This window comes from Rhodophyticola porphyridii, assembly GCF_003688285.1.
GTDB lineage: Bacteria > Pseudomonadota > Alphaproteobacteria > Rhodobacterales > Rhodobacteraceae > Rhodophyticola > Rhodophyticola porphyridii.
In genome coordinates this window covers 42,761-59,131 of record NZ_RCNT01000004.1, presented here as the reverse complement: position 1 = coordinate 59,131, position 16,371 = coordinate 42,761, and the positions used below count along the sequence as shown (strand labels likewise).

Genomic DNA, 16,371 nt, shown 5'->3' with positions numbered 1-16,371 from the left:
TTGAGTTTGCGGCGGATCCGGCGGCGAGGGGCCGGACCCGGCCGGTGTCATGTCACGCCATGGATCTCGCGGGCGCGCTCGGGCGTGATCAGCCCGTCCTTGAGGTCGCGGCGCACGGCCTCGGGATCGCGGGCCTTCGGATCGCCATAGCCGGCACCGCAGGACGTCACCACGCGGATCACGTCATCGGTTGTGACATCGAGACCCGAGACGAAACTGTAGGTTTCCGTCGCGCCATCGGCCTTTCGCACCTCGACGTAATTGCCGGAACCCTCCTCTCCGCCTTCCAGAGGCCAGGGTTTGATCCGGGAGCGGGTATAGCCCGCTGTCAGGAAGCCCTTTTCGGTGCGGATCCGGTATTCCAGGATCAGGCCCCGCCCACCGCTGTACTGGCCTTCGCCACCCGGCGCGGTGTTGAGCGCCATGCGGTCGACGAACAGCCCGTTGCGCGCCTCGGATATCTCGGCTGGTGTGTTGTAGGTCTCGCCGTGGAATCCTGAGAAGATGCAGGGATTACCGTCGCGGCCGTCCCAGGCGCCCCAGCCGCCGATCTGGGGCTCGATGATCGTGTATTGTCGCCCGGTGTCCGGATGGATACCGCCGATGAAGGTGCCGCAGATCGAGCTGAAATGCCCGGCGGGCAGACGCTCGGGGATATGCGGCGCAAGGCAGCGCCAGATCAGGTCATAGACCCGGACCTCGGTTTCGAAGTAGAAGCCGATGGCGGCGGGTTCCTGCGCGTGAAAAATCGACCCTTCGCGGGTCAGGACCTTCAGTGGCCGGAACGAGCCGTCATTGGCCGGGGTTTCGGGGTCTGTCAGCGATTTGAACACCATTTGCGCGCAGACCAGTGTTCCGTCGCGGGAAGTGTTGGTGCAGCCCGGGTCCTGATCGGGATTGTCGCGCAGATCGACCACCATTTCATCGGCGCTGATGGTGACGGTCACGTTGAAGATGCGGCCGTCATCCTGTTCCTCGCGCAGGTCGAACGTGCCGTGGGGCAGCTTGGCAAGCTCCGCCTTGGCGGTTCGTTCGCCGAACTCCATGAAACTGTCCATCGCGCGGATGAAAGTCTCGATGCCGTATTTGACGGCCAACTCCTCTAGACGTCTCGCCCCGACCCGAACGGCGGCGATCGCGGCCCATACATCGCCGAGCAGGAAATCGGGCATTCGCGAGTTGGTGGTGATGATGTCCATCACCGCCTGATCGGTCTCGCCACAGCGGATCAGCTTGACCGCGGGCAGGCGCAGACCTTCCTGAAAGATCTCGGTCGCATCCCCCGAGAGAGAGCCGGGCGCCATGCCGCCCACATCGGAGTTATGCGCGATATTGGCGGTCCATGCGATCAACTGCTCGCCCGAGAAAACCGGCATCGCCAACACCAGATCGTTCAGATGCGTCACTCCGCCATGCCACGGATCGTTGGTGATGAACACGTCGCCGGGCCGGATATCCTTGTGCTTGGACAGGATGAACTGCACCGACTTGTCCAGAACCCCGATAAAAGCCGGAATTCCCGCGCCGGACGACGCGATGCGGCCTTGGGCATCGGTGATGCCGGTCCCCATGTCCAATACCTCGTAGATGATCGAGGACATCGCGGTCTTGCGCATCGCCGCGAACATCTCGTCGGCAGTGGCCTGCAGGGAGTTCTGGATGATTTCCAGCGTGATCGGATCGTTTGCGCCACTCATGCCCGGCCCTCCAGATGGATGTGGATGTTGCGATAGGCGTCGATCTCAACCCGGTTGCCGGGATGGACCACGACCGTCGTGCCCGGATCTTCGATGATTGCCGGCCCGCTGAAGGCCATGCCGGGCGCGAGTTTCTCGCCGTCATAGATGTCGGCCTGATGCTTGCCCTCAAGCGCGTAGTCGACCTGCCGCGTGCCCTTCAGGGCCGATTTCGCCTCCGGCGGTCCGATCTCGGCGGGCTGCATTGTCAGCTTGCCGACCTCGGCGCGGGCCACCAGATGAATGCCCACCATCTCGACCGGCGCGTCCAGCCGGTAGGTGTATTCGCGCTCATACGCGTCGTGGAAATCGCTCGTGATGCGATCGAGCGCGGCGTCGGTCACCGGGCCTTCAAGCGGCACTTCGGTCGTATGTTCCTGATTCTGGTAGCGGAACTTTCCATAGCGCAGGAAGCCGATCTTTGCGGGGGCGACGCCTTCGGCCTCGAATGTGGCGCGCGCCTGCGCTTCGGCCGTGGCGAAGACATCTTCGATCACATCGCCCGCACCGTCGGCCAGATCGACCAATTGCGTGACGAAGTAGTCCCGCCGCAGATCCGACATCATCATGCCCCAGGCAGAGAAGACCGAGGCCGCATTGGGCACCACGACCTTTTTCACCTGCAACTCCTGACCGAGCGCCACACCATGCATCGCGCCGCCGCCGCCGAAGGCGAGAAGCGTGAAATCGCGCGTGTCATGGCCCCGGTTGAGGCTGACGAGCTTCAGCGCGTTGACCATGTTGTTGTTGGCGATGCGGATGATCCCCTCGGCGGCCTCGTCCACCGAGACACCGAGCCTGTCGCCCACCGCTTTCAGCGCTGCACCGGCGGCCTCCATGTCGGCGTCGATCTCGCCGCCGCAGAAGAAGTCGCGGTTGATCCGGCCCAACCACAGATTGGCATCGGTTGTCGTTGCCTCCTTGCCGCCCTTGCCATAGGCGGCGGGCCCGGGCAGGGCACCGGCTGAGTGCGGCCCGACATGGAGTTTGCCGAAATCATCCACCCACGCGATCGAGCCGCCGCCATTGCCGATCTCCACCAGATCCACGACGGGCACCATGATCGGATAACCCGCGGAGGTCCGGCTGCGTTCGATCCAGTAGTCGGTCATGATCCGCACTTCGCCACCTTCGATCAGGGAGCATTTCGCGGTGGTGCCGCCGATATCGAGTGCGAGGATATTGGGTTCGCCGATCAGCTTGCCCAGTTCCGCCGCACCCCAGAACCCCGAGGCGGGACCGCTTTCGACCATGGTGATCGGCACGGCGGAGGTGGCCTTCAGGCTGTCCACGCCGCAGTTCGATTGCATGATGTAGGGGCTTTTGGGCAGGCCCTGTTCCTTCAGCCCCTCGTCGAGCTTGCCCAGATAACGGGCCGCCACGGGCTGGACGAACGCGGAAAGGACGGCGGTGTTGGTGCGTTCGTATTCGCGCCATTCGCGGGTGATCTGATGGCTGGCCACGACGGAGACCTCGGGCCAGAGCCGGCGGACCTCGGCAAGGGTGGCCTCTTCGTGGGAGGTGTTGGCATAGGCGTGCAGAAGGCAGATCGCAACCGCCTCGACGCCTTCGGCGCGGAAGGTATCAAGCAGATCGGGAAGCCCCGAAAGATCGAGCGGTGCGCGCTCCGCCCCGCGATAGGTCATGCGGCCCGGCACCTCCGCACGAAGATGGCGTGGCACGAAGGGCGCGGGCTTAACGTAGTGCAGGTTGAAGAAATCGGGCCGGTTGCCGCGCGCGATCTCCAGCACGTCGCGGAAGCCTTCGGTGGTGATCAGACCTACCTTGACGCCCTTGCGTTCGGTCAGGGCATTGATCACCACGGTGGTGCCATGGGCCATGAAATCCACGTCTTCCGGTGCGATCCCGCCCTTTTTCAGCACGTTCAGTACGCCGGTTTCGAAATCGGGCGGCGTGGTGTCCGATTTGGCGGTCACGATGTCCATCGTGCCGTCGGGGCGGGTTTCAAATGCCACCAGATCCGTGAAGGTGCCCCCCACATCCGTGGCCACACGAACGATCGTTTCGGACATATCTCAGGCTCCTTTCTCGATCGATGCGGCCAGCAGAAATGCCGCCGCGCCGGGCAGTTTCAGGGTTTCGGCCGCGGCCACCTTCTCGGGTGTGTAATGGCCGGCGGCATGAAGGCAGTTGAGCGTGCCGATCACGCGCCCGCCCACGACCACGGGCACGTTAATGCAGCTTTCGCATCCAAGCGACTGGATCAGCGCGTGATCGGGGAAGACCTCGGCGATCTCCTCGATCGAATTGGCGACGAAGGTTTCATGGCGGCCGCTGACGGTCTCGCTCCATCGGTTCAGCTCGATCTCCTTCTCGCCCGACACCGGATAGGCCTCGGGCATGTTGGAGTAGCTGCGCCGCGCCACGCCGCGCGCATGGTCGATTTCCAGCAACGTGAAGAGACGGGCGCCCACGGTCTCCTCCACCAGTCGCGCCAGCGCATCGAAGCTTGCGCTCGGTTGATCGGATGCGGCGAATGCCGCGGTCAGGTCAGTCATGGTGCCTCCGCCAATGTGTTTCTGAGCTTGAGTTCCGCGTCGTCCACCACAGGCACCGCACCGATCAGGGCGCGGGTGTAGGGCTGCTCGGGTGCGGAGAATATGCGTTCGGTGGGCCCAATCTCTTCCAGCCGACCGGATTTGAAGACCGCGACCCTGTCGGCCACGTTTCGGACCACGGCAAGATCATGGGTAATGAAGACATAGGTCAGCCCCTTCTTGCGCCGCAGGTCGTTCAGAAGCCGCAGGACACGGGCCTGAACCAGCACATCAAGTGCCGATGTGGGCTCGTCAAGCACCACCAGATCCGGCTCGCAGGCCAGCGCGCGGGCGATGCCGACCCTCTGGCGTTGCCCACCCGACAGGGCGGCGGGGCCGCGCCGGCGCATGTCGGCCGGCAGGCCCACTTCCTCCAGCGCGGCCTCGACCCGGGCCCACCGTTCGGCCCGGGTTCCGATGCCATAGACGTCGAGCCCCAGCCGGACGGAGCCGCCGACGCTTCGCTTCGGGTTGAGCGCCGAAAGCGGGTTTTGCTGCACAAGCTGGATCGCGCGGCGCTGCGCCGGGCTGCGCCGGTCGGTCAACGGCGTGCCGCCGAAGACGATCTCCCCTGCGCTCGGCGCCAGAATGCCGAGGATCATGTTGGCGAGCGTCGTCTTGCCCGAACCGCTTTCGCCGACAACGGCGAGGCACTCGCCCTGCGCGACCTCAAGCGAGACGTCGCGCACCGCATGGACCGGCCCACCCGCGGTCTGGAATGTCTTGGAGACACCATTGATCCGCAAAAGGCTCATGATGCACTCCCGTGCCGGACCATGGGGGCGAGAAACGCGTCGCTGACCTCGGGCACTTCGGGCAGGCCCACGCCGGTGATACGCGGCACCGCATCCATCAGCGCGCGGGTATAGGCATGGCCGGGTGCGTGGAAAACGGCATCCGTGGCGCCTTCCTCGACGATCCGGCCGCGATAGATCACATAAACCCGGTCGGCGAACTCCCGGACGACGCCCAGATTGTGCGAAATGAACAGAACCGCGGTGCCATGGTCTTCCACGAGATCATGCATCAGCCGCAGGGTCTGGGCCTGAACCGAGACGTCAAGCGCGGTGCCGGGCTCATCGGCCAGCAGCAGCTTGGGGTGATTGACAAGCGCCATGGCGATCATCACCCGCTGGTTCATGCCGCCGGACAACTGGAAGGGATAGGCGTCGAGCACCCTTGCCGGATCGGGGATCGAGACCTCTTCCAGCATCTCCGTCGCGCGCGCATTGCAGGCGGTGCGGCTCAATCGGGGCGCGCGCCTGTGCATCACCTCGGCGAATTGCCGCCCGATCGTGAAGGTCGGATTGAGAGAGGAGGTCGGATCCTGAAAGATCATCGACATCTCGGTGCCGCGGAGCGCGGCCCGGTCGCGCGGGTGCATCGCCATGATATCGCGCCCGTCGAAGGCCACCTGTCCGGCGACGCGCGCGCTGCCGGTTTCCTGCAGCAGGCCGAGGATGATCCGTGCCGTGACCGATTTGCCCGAGCCGCTTTCGCCGACCAGAGCCACGCGCTCGCCCGCCGCGATCCTGAGCGAGATGCCGTGCAGAACCTCCGTCAGGCCGCGATGTCCCTTGAACGCAAGCGTCAGGTCGCGAATGTCCAGAATGTCACTCATTCGTCGACCCCCAGAACGTCGCGCAAGCCGTCGCCGAGCAGGTTGAAGCCGAAGACGGCGAGCAGGATGGCAAGGCCTGGAAAGACCGTCAGCCACCAGCTGTCGGGCAGATAGCGCGCGCCTTCCGCCACCATCGAGCCCAGATCGGGCGTGGGCGGCTGCACGCCGAGACCGAGAAAGGAAAGCGAGGAGGCGATGATGATCACGAACCCCATGTCGAGCGTCATCTTGGTGATGATCGCAGGCAGGCAATTGGGCAGGATCTCCCGAAAGGTGATATGGGCCGTGGGCGCGCCGATCACCTCGGCGGCCAGAACATAGCCTTCCTCCCGTTCCGAGCGGGCGATGGAGTAGACCAGCCGCGCGTACCACGGCCACCACATGGCGGTGACGGCGATCATGGCGTTGGTCAGCGTCGGCTCCAGCACTCCCATCACCGCGATGGCCAGCACCAGCGGCGGGATCGACAAAAAGATATCGACGATCCGCATCAGCACCGCTTCGGCCCAACCGCCGAGATAGCCCGCCAGCAGACCCACGACGGTGCCGATCGGGGTTGCGATGGCCAGTACCACGACACCGAGCAGCAGACTGATCTGATAGGCGTAGAGGATGCGGCTGAAGATATCGCGGCCCACCAGATCGGTGCCCATCCAGTTTCGCGCGTTCGGGGCTTGATTGGCGTAGGCGAAATCCACAATCGCGCCGTTATGGGTCGGAAATGGCGCGATCCACGGGGCGAGGGCTGCCGCAAGCACCACGAGGAGCACGAGGATCAGCCCGGTCAGAGAGAGCGGATTGGCCGCGATGATGCGCAGGCTCCGGATCATGACGCGGCCCTTGTCGAGTGGCGGATGCGCGGGTTCAGGAAGGCGATCAGCAGATCCACGATGATATTCACGATCAGGAATGTCAGCGCGATGATCAACACGGTTCCCATGATCGCGTTGAGATCCTTTCTGAGGATCACGTTCACGCCATACCGGCTCAGCCCCGGCCAGGCGAAGACCGCCTCCACCAGAAAGGCGTTGCCCAGCATTGCCGCGAAGTCGAGCCCGATGATGGTCAGGGAGGGGATCAGCGAGGGTTTGAACGCATAGCTGCGCGCGATCCGGGACGGAAAGAAACCGTAAGCCTGCGCCATCTCGATATATGGTTTCTGATAGGTTTCGACCATGTTGGCGCGGGTCAGCCGCGCGGCCTGTCCGATCCCTGAAAGCGCAAGCGCCACCGCGGGCAGGACCAGATGATGCAGCGCATCGGCGAAGGCGGCGAAGTTGCCCGCCAGCAGCGTATCGACAGTCAGAAAGCCGGTGATCCGCTCGATCTCGTAGATATCGGAGATCCGCCCCGCCACCGGAAACAGCGGCAGGTAGAAGGCGAAAAGCAGCATCAGGATCACTGCCCAGACAAAGCTTGGCGCAGACACCGTCAGAAGCGTCAGAACACGGATCAGATGATCGGGCCAGCGGCCCCGATGACGTGCGGCGAGTATGCCGAGCGGCAGGCCGAGCGCCACCATCAGGATGCCGGCAAAGATCACCAGTTCCAGCGTGGCGGGCAGGAATTCTGCGATGTCACGGGTGACGGGGCGGTTGGTGTAGAGCGATTGTCCCAGATCGCCGCGCAGTACGTCGGAGACGAAATGGCCGTATTGCGCCACCAGCGGCTCATCGAGATGCATCTCGGCGCGGAGCGCGGTCACCTGTTCGGCAGAGGCGCTTGGCCCCAGGGCGATGCGCGCCGGGTCGCCGGGAATGACGCGGGCGATGGCGAAGATCAGCATCGAGACGCCGACAAGCACGACGGCAGAGATGCCAAGCCGCCGCAGAAGAATGCGCAGGACGGGGAGCATGGGCAGGATCCGGATACGCCCGGGCGCCATCAAGGAGCCCGGGCAGGGAGAGAGAGAAACTGGTTACTCGACCATTTCCATCAGGCGGAAGCTGAAGCCCATGCCGTCAAGGCCGAAGGCCATGTCGGGATCGCTCAGCGCCGGGGCGCGCACGCGATCCGACGCGGCGAAGACCGATTGCCGGTCAAAGCCGTAGATCGTGGGCGCCAGTTCCATCAGCCGGGCGTTGAGCTGGCCGTAAGCCGCCTCACGCTCTGCATCGGTTGCACCGACCCGTCCGGCCTCCAATGCCGCATCGACCGCCGCATCATCGAGATACTCCGGCGACTGCCATGTTCCCGGTACGGAGGAATGGTACATGCCGTAAAGCAGCGTGTCGGGATCGCCGGTGACCGCGTTGACGAAGATCTGGCTGATATGCGGAGTGTTTTCGGGGGTGCTTACCCGTTCCGTGAACAAGGCCCAGGGCAGTGTCTCGATCGAGGAGGAAATGCCCAGTTCCGCGAAATTCGCCTGCATGAGCAATGCGAAGCGCTCCTCGATCGGCACTTCTGCGATCCAGGTGATTTCAAGGTTCCAGTCTTCGGGCGCATAGGGGCAGGCCTCCATTGCGGCCTCTGCCGCCGCCATATCGCGGGAGAGCGACATTTCGGGCCCGTTTGCGCCGAACATGCCCACCGGGATCGCGCCGGTTGCCGGGCTGCCCTGGCTGATCTCGTCGGTGATGGCGATCATCTGCATCGCGGTGCCATAGTCGAACGCGTGGCTGAGCGCGCGCCGGCAATTCACGTCATCGAGCGGCGGACGGGTCGTGTTGAGCTTGACATAGAATGCGCCGGTGCCGCTTTCGGTGAGAAGCTGTGCGCCGTCCGCGGCCAGGGCGCGGATCACCTCGGGCGGGAGCCACTGGCTCGCGATATCGTGCTCGCCCTGGGCCAGAAGGGTGCGGACCGTGGCGGCCTCCAGCCCATAGCGCAGGCGCACCTGATCCGGCGCGGCATCGTTGATAGGCAGGAAGTATCCGTCGTTGACCGCCATCACGGTTTCCGACTGCGGATTGTGGGAGGAGACCATGTAAGCGCCGGTGCCCGCGCCATTGGCGGACAGGAACGCCTCGGCCCAGGGGTCGTCCCCGGTTGCATTTTCCTCCACCAGCATCTGGTCGACGATCGGCAGGCGCACCAGCGAGGCCACGAAGGGCGCATAGGGCTCTTCCAGCGTGAAGCGTACGCTGTGCTCGCTCACCGCTTCGGCGGTCACACCGGAGAAGAGATAGGACAGGCCCTGACCCATGGCCTGCATCCGCTCCAGCGAATAGACCACATCGGCGGCGCGAAGCGGGTTGCCCGACTGGAATGTCACATCGTCGCGCAGGGTGAACGTGTAGCTGGAGCCATCCACCTCCCACGCCGTGGCCAGATGCGGATCATGGCCGGGACCGCCCTGCCGCGGCAGGACCAGCGTGTCGTAGACATTGAACATCAGGATCGAGTCGGCATAGTCTGACGCCTTGGCCGGGTCCAGTTCGCCAACCGCAACCTCATCGAGCCTGAGCACGCTTTGCGCAAAGGCGGGGGAGGTGAGTGAGGTGGCCGCCGCAAGGGCCGCGGCCAGCAACATCCGTTTCGTCGTCATGGGGTATCTCCTGTTGGGTTGGGGATGCCTGCCCCGTTATCCGGAGCGTTCTTGTGAATGGGGGAGGGCGCGTCGCCGAACATGTCCATCGTCCCGCACCAGAGCAGCGAGACCGTCCGATCGGTATGGTTCCAGGTGGAATGAACGCGATTGCTGTCGAAATGGATCGAATCCCCGGGGCCCAGAATCTCGGCCTGGCCCTCGATCTCCACCGTGACTTCGCCGGCGAGCACGAAAAACATCTCTTCGCCGCGATGACTGATCGGTTCGCTGCGGCGGCCCGGCGGTTCGTGCACGATCACCGAGGTCAGCTGAGAGCCGCTGAACTTGGTCGAGATACGCTCGTAGGACGGGCCGGACGTGTCTACCGAATAGGTCACGCGCCGGTTCTGGCGGGTCGTGTTCCCGTCTGCCCCGGGCTGGACGAGAAAGTCGCTGATCGGCCGTTGCAGGACTTCGGCAAGACCTGCCAGTGAGGACAGCGACGGCGCGGCCAGCCCGCGCTCGATCTGGCTGATGAAGCCGACCGACAATCCGGCGGCGTCGGCCACCGCCTGCATCGTCATCCCGAGTTCCTTGCGACGGGCGCGGAGGGCCGGACCGAGGTTCGAGGGGGCTTCTTCGAAGGGTTGTAGTTTTAGCATGACTAAAACGGTGGTGGATCGAGAGGGCGTTAGTCAAGGAATTTTTAGCCCAATTAAAATAGTGATGGGTGCCGGTTGAGATCAGTCGGCAGGATATGTGCCACTTCAAGATGTGAAGCACAGCATGCAGCTCCATGACAATACAGGGAAAATCTGGGAAAAGAGGTGGTGTTCGGTGATACTGTGGCGATCATTTGCCCCGCCCGGCCAAGAACACCTCCGCAATGGCCATAGAGATCGCGCGCCAGGGTCGGTCCCGGCAAGCGCATGCACCTTCCGGGGGAATCGCAGCCTGCCACTCGACCCGCGCACCTGCCGGGCAAGATGCGGGACCATCCGCGTTTCGGCTTGAAGATCGCGGGCTTTTTCTGTCCAACGATGAGACGCGGTGAGGCCCCTGATGCGGAGCGCGAGACCATGGCGACCCCGATGCCCGATACGCTTGCCTGCATCAGCTGGAACATCCATCGTGGCCGGGGCAATGACGGCCGGGTCGATCCGGACCGCACGCTCGACGTGCTGCGCAACGAGGTCTGGCATCCCGGTACCGACGCGCTGTTTCTTCAGGAAGCCGATGAAGAGGCGCCGCCCCATCACGGTGTCCTGAACACCTCCGAGATCGAGGCGATCACCGGTCTGCGCCATGTGCAGGATGACCCGGCCAGCAGATCCGGACCGGACAGTCACGGATTTCTGGGCGTCGTGGTCTATCTGCACCCGGATATCCTGGTGGAATCCGTGCGCCTGATCGATCTTCCGCGACTGGTCTGCCCAAGGGGGGCGGTCATGGTGGATGCGGCCCGTGACGGCCGCCGCCTGCGCTTCGTTGTCACCCATCTGTCGCTGTCTCAGATGCTGCGGATCGTTCAGATGCGAAGGATCGGCCAGCATCTCGGGGGGGACGATACCCGGCCCGTCATCTTGTGCGGCGATCTGAACGAATGGCGTCCATGGGGCGGTTTTGCCCTGTCGAAACCGATACTGGGGCAGGCGTTTCACGGCCCGGCGCGCGCCACATTTCCGATCCGCAGGCCATGGCTGCCGCTTGACCGCGTTCTGACCAATAGGCCGGGCCGGGTGGAGGATCTGCGGGTGCTGGATGGGCCCGGCATCCGGATGGCCTCGGACCACCGGCCGCTCTGGGTGCGGGTCAGACTGGGACCCTAGGCACGGTCCATTCGGAGGCTTGGGATCAGGCCCGTCAGGGGCTTACCGGGCGGTCCGCGGCCACATGCGGGAAAACACGCCGTCGCGCTTGATGATCCCGTGATGCAGGGCTGCGCCGATATGCATCGCAACGAGGATCGCGATGGCCACACCGCCATAGAAATGTATGGATTTGGCAATCTCCGCCAGCGCATCGGAGCGCGGAACAAGCGCAGGAACGCCTATCGCATCAAGGGACTCGATCGGAAATCCGCCCGCTTTCACGCGGACATATCCTGCAATCGGCATGATGACCAAGAGCCCGTAAAGCAGGGCATGGGTCAGCCCCGCGATCCTTGCCTGCCAGGCGGGCAGATGCGCAGGTTCGGGCGGCGGGGGGGTACGCCAGCGGTAAAGCAGCCGGATCACGACCAGAAGGCCCAGCAAAACCCCCACATTTTTGTGGAACACGAACAGCGTGTTCTGAAGCGGCCGGCTGATCCCCTCCTGCACCATCAGCATCCCCGCCGGGATCGTGAGGAGGACCAAAAGCGCCATGATCCAGTGAAGCCATCGGGCAGGGGGCCGATAGGATGATGCCGGAATTGTCATTTTCGAGCGACCTCGCTATGGTTTATCGATTGCCAATTCGCCTTCATGGGCCATCTTGATCCCAATATTCCAGAGTGAGCAAGGGCATAGTCCCCAAACAAAACATGGCTTTTCAGAATAAGCTCTCTGGTGCGGCGCATGCGGACAGCCGGTGGCCCGGTTTGGCGGCGTCGATCAGGAACCTGAGCCCGACCGCACAGTTTCTGGCCCTGGGCATCGTGGGATTTCCCTGCGTCATGGCGGTGGGTTCAGTGCTGGTCGGCGACATCCTGCCGGCAGGTGTGCTTGTCGGCGCGGGTTTTTACGGTCTGGCGCTTGCGGTGGCGGTTCTGGCGCTGCGTGCGAGCTACCCGCATCCCGGGATCGGGCTCTGCAATACGGTGACTCTTTTTCGATTGATGCTGGTCTCGGTGCTTCTGGCCGCGCTGATCACGTCAGGCGGCCATCCGTGGGCCGTCTTCGCACTGGCGTCGCTGGCCCTTTTGCTGGATGGCGTCGATGGCTGGCTGGCCCGGCGCGAGGGCTATGTGTCGGTCTTCGGGGCCCGTTTTGACATGGAGGTCGACTCGGTTCTGGCGCTGCTTCTCGCGCTTCTGGCTTATCAGAGCGGCAGTGTCGGGGCCTATGTGATCCTTCTGGGCCTTCCGCGCTACGTCTTCCTCGCGGCGCAGGGCGCCCTGCCATGGCTGGGCGGCGATCTGCCCCCGCGCTTCAGCCGCAAGGTCGTTTGCGTGCTCCAGATCGGGGCGTTGCTTCTGGTGCTGATGCCGGTCATCGACAGGCCGGTATCCGACCTGATGGTCTGGGGGGCCGCGGCGGCGGTTGCATGGTCGTTCTGGCGCGATCTGCGCTGGCTCTGGCGGGCGCGACGGTCATGACCCTCCTCCATTCCGGTCTGCGCAGGACCCTTCATCTGCTGCTTGCCGCGCTTGTCCTGCATCTTGTCCTGATCCAGCCGAACCACCCCGATGCGATGAGCTGGGGGGCGCTGTCCGTGTTTCCGCTGGAACTGCCTGCGATCCTGTTGGCGCTGATCGCCCTCGGGCAAACCCGCATGTCCGGTCCGCTGCGGGCCGTGCTGACCCTTGTCCTTTGCCTGATCGTTCTTCTGAAGACCGCAGATTTCATCAGTTTCAGCGCGCTGTCGCGGGGCTTCAACCCGGTGGCCGATCTGGCGCTTGTTGATGCGTTCCTGCGGCTTCTGACGGGCACGTTCGGCTGGCCTGCGGCGCTTGCCGCAGTTCTGGGAGCGGTGGCGTCTCTTCTGCTTCTGGCCGCGCTGATTTGGTGGGCCACGGGGGTCTGGGCGCGGGTGAACGCGCGCCCGGTTGTCGCCGGTCTCTCGGGCGTAGCCGCGGCCCTGTCCACGGTAATCGCGGCGGCCGAGATCGGACAGACCATGGGGCGCTGGACGCTGCCCTTCGATCCGCCAGGAACCGCCTTCACCGCGCGGGTGGGCGTGGAACGGATCGAGATGGCGCAGAATACGTTATCCGAGTTGCGCAGCTTTCGCGCCGAAGCCGCCCGCGACCCGTTCGTCGACGCCCCCGGTCTTTTCGGTGCGATCGACCGGGACGTGCTTGTCATCTTCATCGAAAGCTATGGAAGAACGAGTTTCGACACACCGTTTTATGCCGGATTGCACCGGCAAACACTGGCCGGGTACGAATCCCGCCTCGCGAGGCTTGGGCTGGCCATGCGCTCGGGCTATCTGACATCGCCCACCCGCGGCGGGCAAAGCTGGCTGGCCCATGCGACCTTCGCCAACGGGCTGTGGATCAACAATCAGATCGGCTATGGCGCCGCACTTTCCAGCGGGCGCGAGAGCTTGTTTCACCATGCCGCGAATAGCGGGTTCCGGACCGCGACCGTTATGCCGCAGATCACGCTTGACTGGCCAGAGGCGGACCGGATGGGGTTTGAGACGGTTCTGGTCGCGGCCGATCTCGGCTATCGCGGCCTGCCTTTCAACTGGGTGACGATGCCCGATCAGTTCACGCTGGCCGCGCTGGACCGGCTGCTGCGCAGCGGCGATGACACCCGGCGGCTTTTTGCGCAGGTGGCGCTGGTCTCCTCCCACGCGCCATGGGTGCCGGTGCCCGATATCGTTCCCTGGGAAGATATCGGTGACGGGACGATCTTCAACGCGGTGGCGGCGTCAGGCGACCCGCCCGAGGTCGTCTGGCGGGATCGGGAGCGGGTCCGGGCGCAGTACCGGCTGGCCGTCGACTATTCCCTGCGCGCGGTTCTGGAATATGCCCTACGCCATGCGGCCGAGCCGCCATTGATGATTATCGTCGGCGATCATCAGGCGGCGGAATTCATTGCTCTGGACGGACGGCCCGATGTTCCGATCCATGTGATCGGACCCGAACCGCTGGTCGCGCGGCTGACCGAAGCCGCACCCTATCCCGGTCTGCGGCCCGCCGATGACGCGACGGCCATACCGATGGACAGGATGCGAGATATCCTGCTGAACGCTTATTTTGTGCAATCCGATACCGGGGCGGTCAACTGAGCATGAATTTGCGATTTTTCATTTCTCCCATGCTGATCCGGGGCGCCCAGGTCGCGGTTCTCGCCGGTCTTGCCGTTCTGCTGTGGCGGACAGGCAATGGCGGGGAGGCGCTTGCGATGTTGCGGTCGGCAGACCCCTACTGGCTTGCGGCGGCGGCGCTTGCTCTTACGCTCCAGACGCTCCTGTCGGCGCTGCGCTGGCGGTTGACCGCCGCGCGGCTCGGCATCGCGATCTCCCGCAGCGACGCGCTGCGCGAATATTATCTGTCGCAGGTTGTGAACCAGTCCTTGCCCGGCGGCGTGCTTGGCGATGCGGGGCGCGCGGTGCGGGCGCGGGGGCAGGCGGGTCTGTTCGTCTCCGGCCAGGCCGTTGTTTTCGAGCGGATCGCGGGCCAGATCGGTCTGCTTGCCATTCTGCTGGCAGGCCTCCTGGCAAGCGTCTTTTTCCCGATCGGTCTCGGCTGGCCAGCCGGCGCGATGGTGCCGATTTGGGGCGTGTTGATCGCTTCGGGATGTCTTTTTGCCGCCATCGCGATCAGTCTGCGCGCGGGGCCCGTGTCTGCGCAGGGGCTGAACCGGGTCATGCGCGCCTTCATCCACTCGGTTGCGGCGCGCGATGTGTGGAAGCAACAGGCGATGCTCAGTCTTGGAACGGCCCTTTGCAATATTGTGGCCTTTGCCTTTTGCGCCGCGGCCCTTGGTGTGGCGGTGCCGGTTCTGGCGGTGGCAACCATCGTGCCGCTGATCCTTTTCGCCATGGTCCTGCCGCTGTCGATCGGCGGCTGGGGCCTGCGGGAAGGCGCTGCGGCGGTGTTGTTCCCCGTGTTCGGGGCGGGTATGAGTGAAGGGCTTGCGACAAGCGTTGCCTTTGGCCTTGTCCTGCTGGCGACGGTCCTGCCCGGGATGATGCTGACCTGGATGCGACCAAATGCGCCTGTCACCGGGCGGCACTGACCTAAGTAGTATGATGCAATTGAAACGACCGAAATCCAATGGGTTCAAAGGCCTGGATCAAACCATTTCAGAAAGCGGGGAAGTACGATGAAGAAAGCAGCAGGGATTACGCGGCGGCACGTTCTTGGCGCAGGCGGAGCGGTTCTGGGTGTCGGAGCCATGGGTGTTTTCCCGCGCCGCGGGTGGGCTCAGGTTCCGGTCAGCCTTCAGCTCTCCTGGCTGCATTCGACGCAATTCGCCGGCAGCTATATCGCGCTTGAGCGCGGATGGTGGCGCGACGGCGGGCTTGACGTGACGCTGGTGGCGGGCGGACCAAACGCGCCGGTGGAGCCGCCGGTCGTCTCCGGTGCGGCGCTTGTGGGCATTTCCGCCGCCGATTACACCGCCGCCGCCGTGGAGCAGGGCGCGCCCTTCAGGATCATCGGTGTCGCGATGCAGAAAAACCCGTTCGTCATTGCCTCCCTTGCGGCCAATCCGGTGAACGTGCCGTCGGATATGGAGGGCATGCGGATCGGCATGGCGCTGGCGAACACCCCGGTTCTCGAGGCGCTGTGCAGGCTCAATGACGTGGATATCGATGCCATCGAGGTGGTGCCGACCCAGTATTCGCCGCAGCCGCTGGTCGCGGGCGAGGTGGATTGCCTGCTGTGCTGGGAAACCGACCTGCCAGTGGCGATGACCATTCAGGGTGTGGAGAACGTGACGATGCTGATGGCCGATTACGGCTACGCGGTCCATTCCCAGACCTATATCGCGACAGATGACAGTCTTGCCACTCGCCGGGCGGAGATCGTGGCGCTCATGGCCGGTGAAGTGCGTGGCTGGGAGGCCTATCGCGAAGACACAGATGCCGCCGCCGCCCTGACGCTGGAGATGTTCCCGGATGCGGGGCTCGATCCGGAGACCCAACGGCTTCAGGCCGCCCGGCAGGTGCCGCTGATGTTCTCCGACCTGACCGATGCGAACGGCTTCGGCTGGTGGACCGACGAGACCGTTGCCGCGAATATCGACACGCTCGCCCTTCTGGGCCGGACGGTCACGCCCGATATGTGGGACCGCTCCATCCTGGAAGAGGTGCGCGGCGCCTGAGCGG

The 16,371-nt window shown here is 64.3% G+C and carries 15 protein-coding genes; 5 read left to right on the top strand and 10 right to left on the bottom strand.

Features of this window, described 5'->3' with window-relative positions; translation table 11 throughout:
* Positions 1-47: 47 nt before the first annotated feature.
* The 9 genes from D9R08_RS09140 to D9R08_RS09100 all read right to left on the bottom strand — a co-directional run bounded on the left by D9R08_RS09140 (position 48) and on the right by D9R08_RS09100 (position 10,049).
* Positions 48-1,697 (bottom strand): hydantoinase B/oxoprolinase family protein, encoded by a 1,650-nt coding sequence (locus D9R08_RS09140; RefSeq protein ID WP_121897750.1) that lies wholly within the window; start codon positions 1,695-1,697, stop codon positions 48-50.
* On the bottom strand, positions 1,694-3,769 hold the full coding sequence (locus D9R08_RS09135) for a hydantoinase/oxoprolinase family protein (protein WP_121897749.1): 2,076 nt from the start codon (positions 3,767-3,769) through the stop codon (positions 1,694-1,696). The genes D9R08_RS09140 and D9R08_RS09135 overlap by 4 nt, the downstream gene beginning before the upstream one ends.
* Positions 3,770-3,772: 3 nt before the next feature.
* A complete protein-coding gene (locus D9R08_RS09130) occupies positions 3,773-4,255 on the bottom strand; it encodes a GAF domain-containing protein (protein ID WP_121897748.1) in 483 nt (160 codons plus the stop codon).
* Positions 4,252-5,049, bottom strand: coding sequence for an ABC transporter ATP-binding protein (locus D9R08_RS09125; RefSeq protein ID WP_121897747.1), 798 nt, complete (start codon positions 5,047-5,049; stop codon positions 4,252-4,254). The genes D9R08_RS09130 and D9R08_RS09125 overlap by 4 nt, the downstream gene beginning before the upstream one ends.
* Entirely contained in the window at positions 5,046-5,915 is an 870-nt protein-coding gene (locus D9R08_RS09120) for an ABC transporter ATP-binding protein (RefSeq protein ID WP_121897746.1), read from the bottom strand. The genes D9R08_RS09125 and D9R08_RS09120 overlap by 4 nt, the downstream gene beginning before the upstream one ends.
* Positions 5,912-6,745: an ABC transporter permease gene (locus D9R08_RS09115; protein ID WP_121897745.1), complete on the bottom strand. Its 834-nt coding sequence runs from the start codon at positions 6,743-6,745 to the stop codon at positions 5,912-5,914. The genes D9R08_RS09120 and D9R08_RS09115 overlap by 4 nt, the downstream gene beginning before the upstream one ends.
* Positions 6,742-7,770, bottom strand: a complete 1,029-nt coding sequence (locus tag D9R08_RS09110; protein WP_121897984.1) for an ABC transporter permease — start codon at positions 7,768-7,770, stop codon at positions 6,742-6,744. Before D9R08_RS09110 ends, D9R08_RS09115 begins: the two co-directional genes overlap by 4 nt.
* A gap of 63 nt (positions 7,771-7,833) precedes the next feature.
* Entirely contained in the window at positions 7,834-9,405 is a 1,572-nt protein-coding gene (locus D9R08_RS09105) for an ABC transporter substrate-binding protein (RefSeq protein ID WP_121897744.1), read from the bottom strand.
* Positions 9,402-10,049, bottom strand: a complete 648-nt coding sequence (locus D9R08_RS09100; protein ID WP_121897743.1) for a helix-turn-helix domain-containing protein — start codon at positions 10,047-10,049, stop codon at positions 9,402-9,404. The genes D9R08_RS09105 and D9R08_RS09100 overlap by 4 nt, the downstream gene beginning before the upstream one ends.
* Positions 10,050-10,427: 378 nt before the next feature.
* Between D9R08_RS09100 and D9R08_RS09095 the strand changes: the two genes are divergently transcribed.
* Positions 10,428-11,216: an endonuclease/exonuclease/phosphatase family protein gene (locus D9R08_RS09095; RefSeq protein WP_233557382.1), complete on the top strand. Its 789-nt coding sequence runs from the start codon at positions 10,428-10,430 to the stop codon at positions 11,214-11,216.
* 42 nt (positions 11,217-11,258) lie between these two features.
* Here D9R08_RS09095 and D9R08_RS09090 read toward each other — a convergent pair whose 3' ends face one another.
* Positions 11,259-11,807 carry a cytochrome b gene (locus D9R08_RS09090; RefSeq protein ID WP_121897742.1) on the bottom strand — a complete coding sequence of 183 codons (549 nt, stop codon included), beginning with the start codon at positions 11,805-11,807 and terminating at the stop codon, positions 11,259-11,261.
* Between the two features lie 104 nt (positions 11,808-11,911).
* Between D9R08_RS09090 and D9R08_RS09085 the strand changes: the two genes are divergently transcribed.
* From D9R08_RS09085 to D9R08_RS09070, 4 genes are all read left to right on the top strand, one after another.
* Positions 11,912-12,685, top strand: a complete 774-nt coding sequence (locus D9R08_RS09085) for a CDP-alcohol phosphatidyltransferase family protein (protein ID WP_121897741.1) — start codon at positions 11,912-11,914, stop codon at positions 12,683-12,685.
* The gene (locus D9R08_RS09080; protein WP_233557380.1) at positions 12,634-14,325 is read left to right on the top strand and encodes an alkaline phosphatase family protein; all 1,692 of its coding nucleotides are present in this window, start codon (positions 12,634-12,636) and stop codon (positions 14,323-14,325) included. Before D9R08_RS09085 ends, D9R08_RS09080 begins: the two co-directional genes overlap by 52 nt.
* A gap of 2 nt (positions 14,326-14,327) precedes the next feature.
* A complete protein-coding gene (locus D9R08_RS09075; RefSeq protein WP_121897740.1) occupies positions 14,328-15,278 on the top strand; it encodes a lysylphosphatidylglycerol synthase transmembrane domain-containing protein in 951 nt (316 codons plus the stop codon).
* 87 nt (positions 15,279-15,365) lie between these two features.
* The gene (locus tag D9R08_RS09070) at positions 15,366-16,367 is read left to right on the top strand and encodes an ABC transporter substrate-binding protein (RefSeq protein ID WP_199709311.1); all 1,002 of its coding nucleotides are present in this window, start codon (positions 15,366-15,368) and stop codon (positions 16,365-16,367) included.
* Positions 16,368-16,371 lie beyond the last annotated feature (4 nt).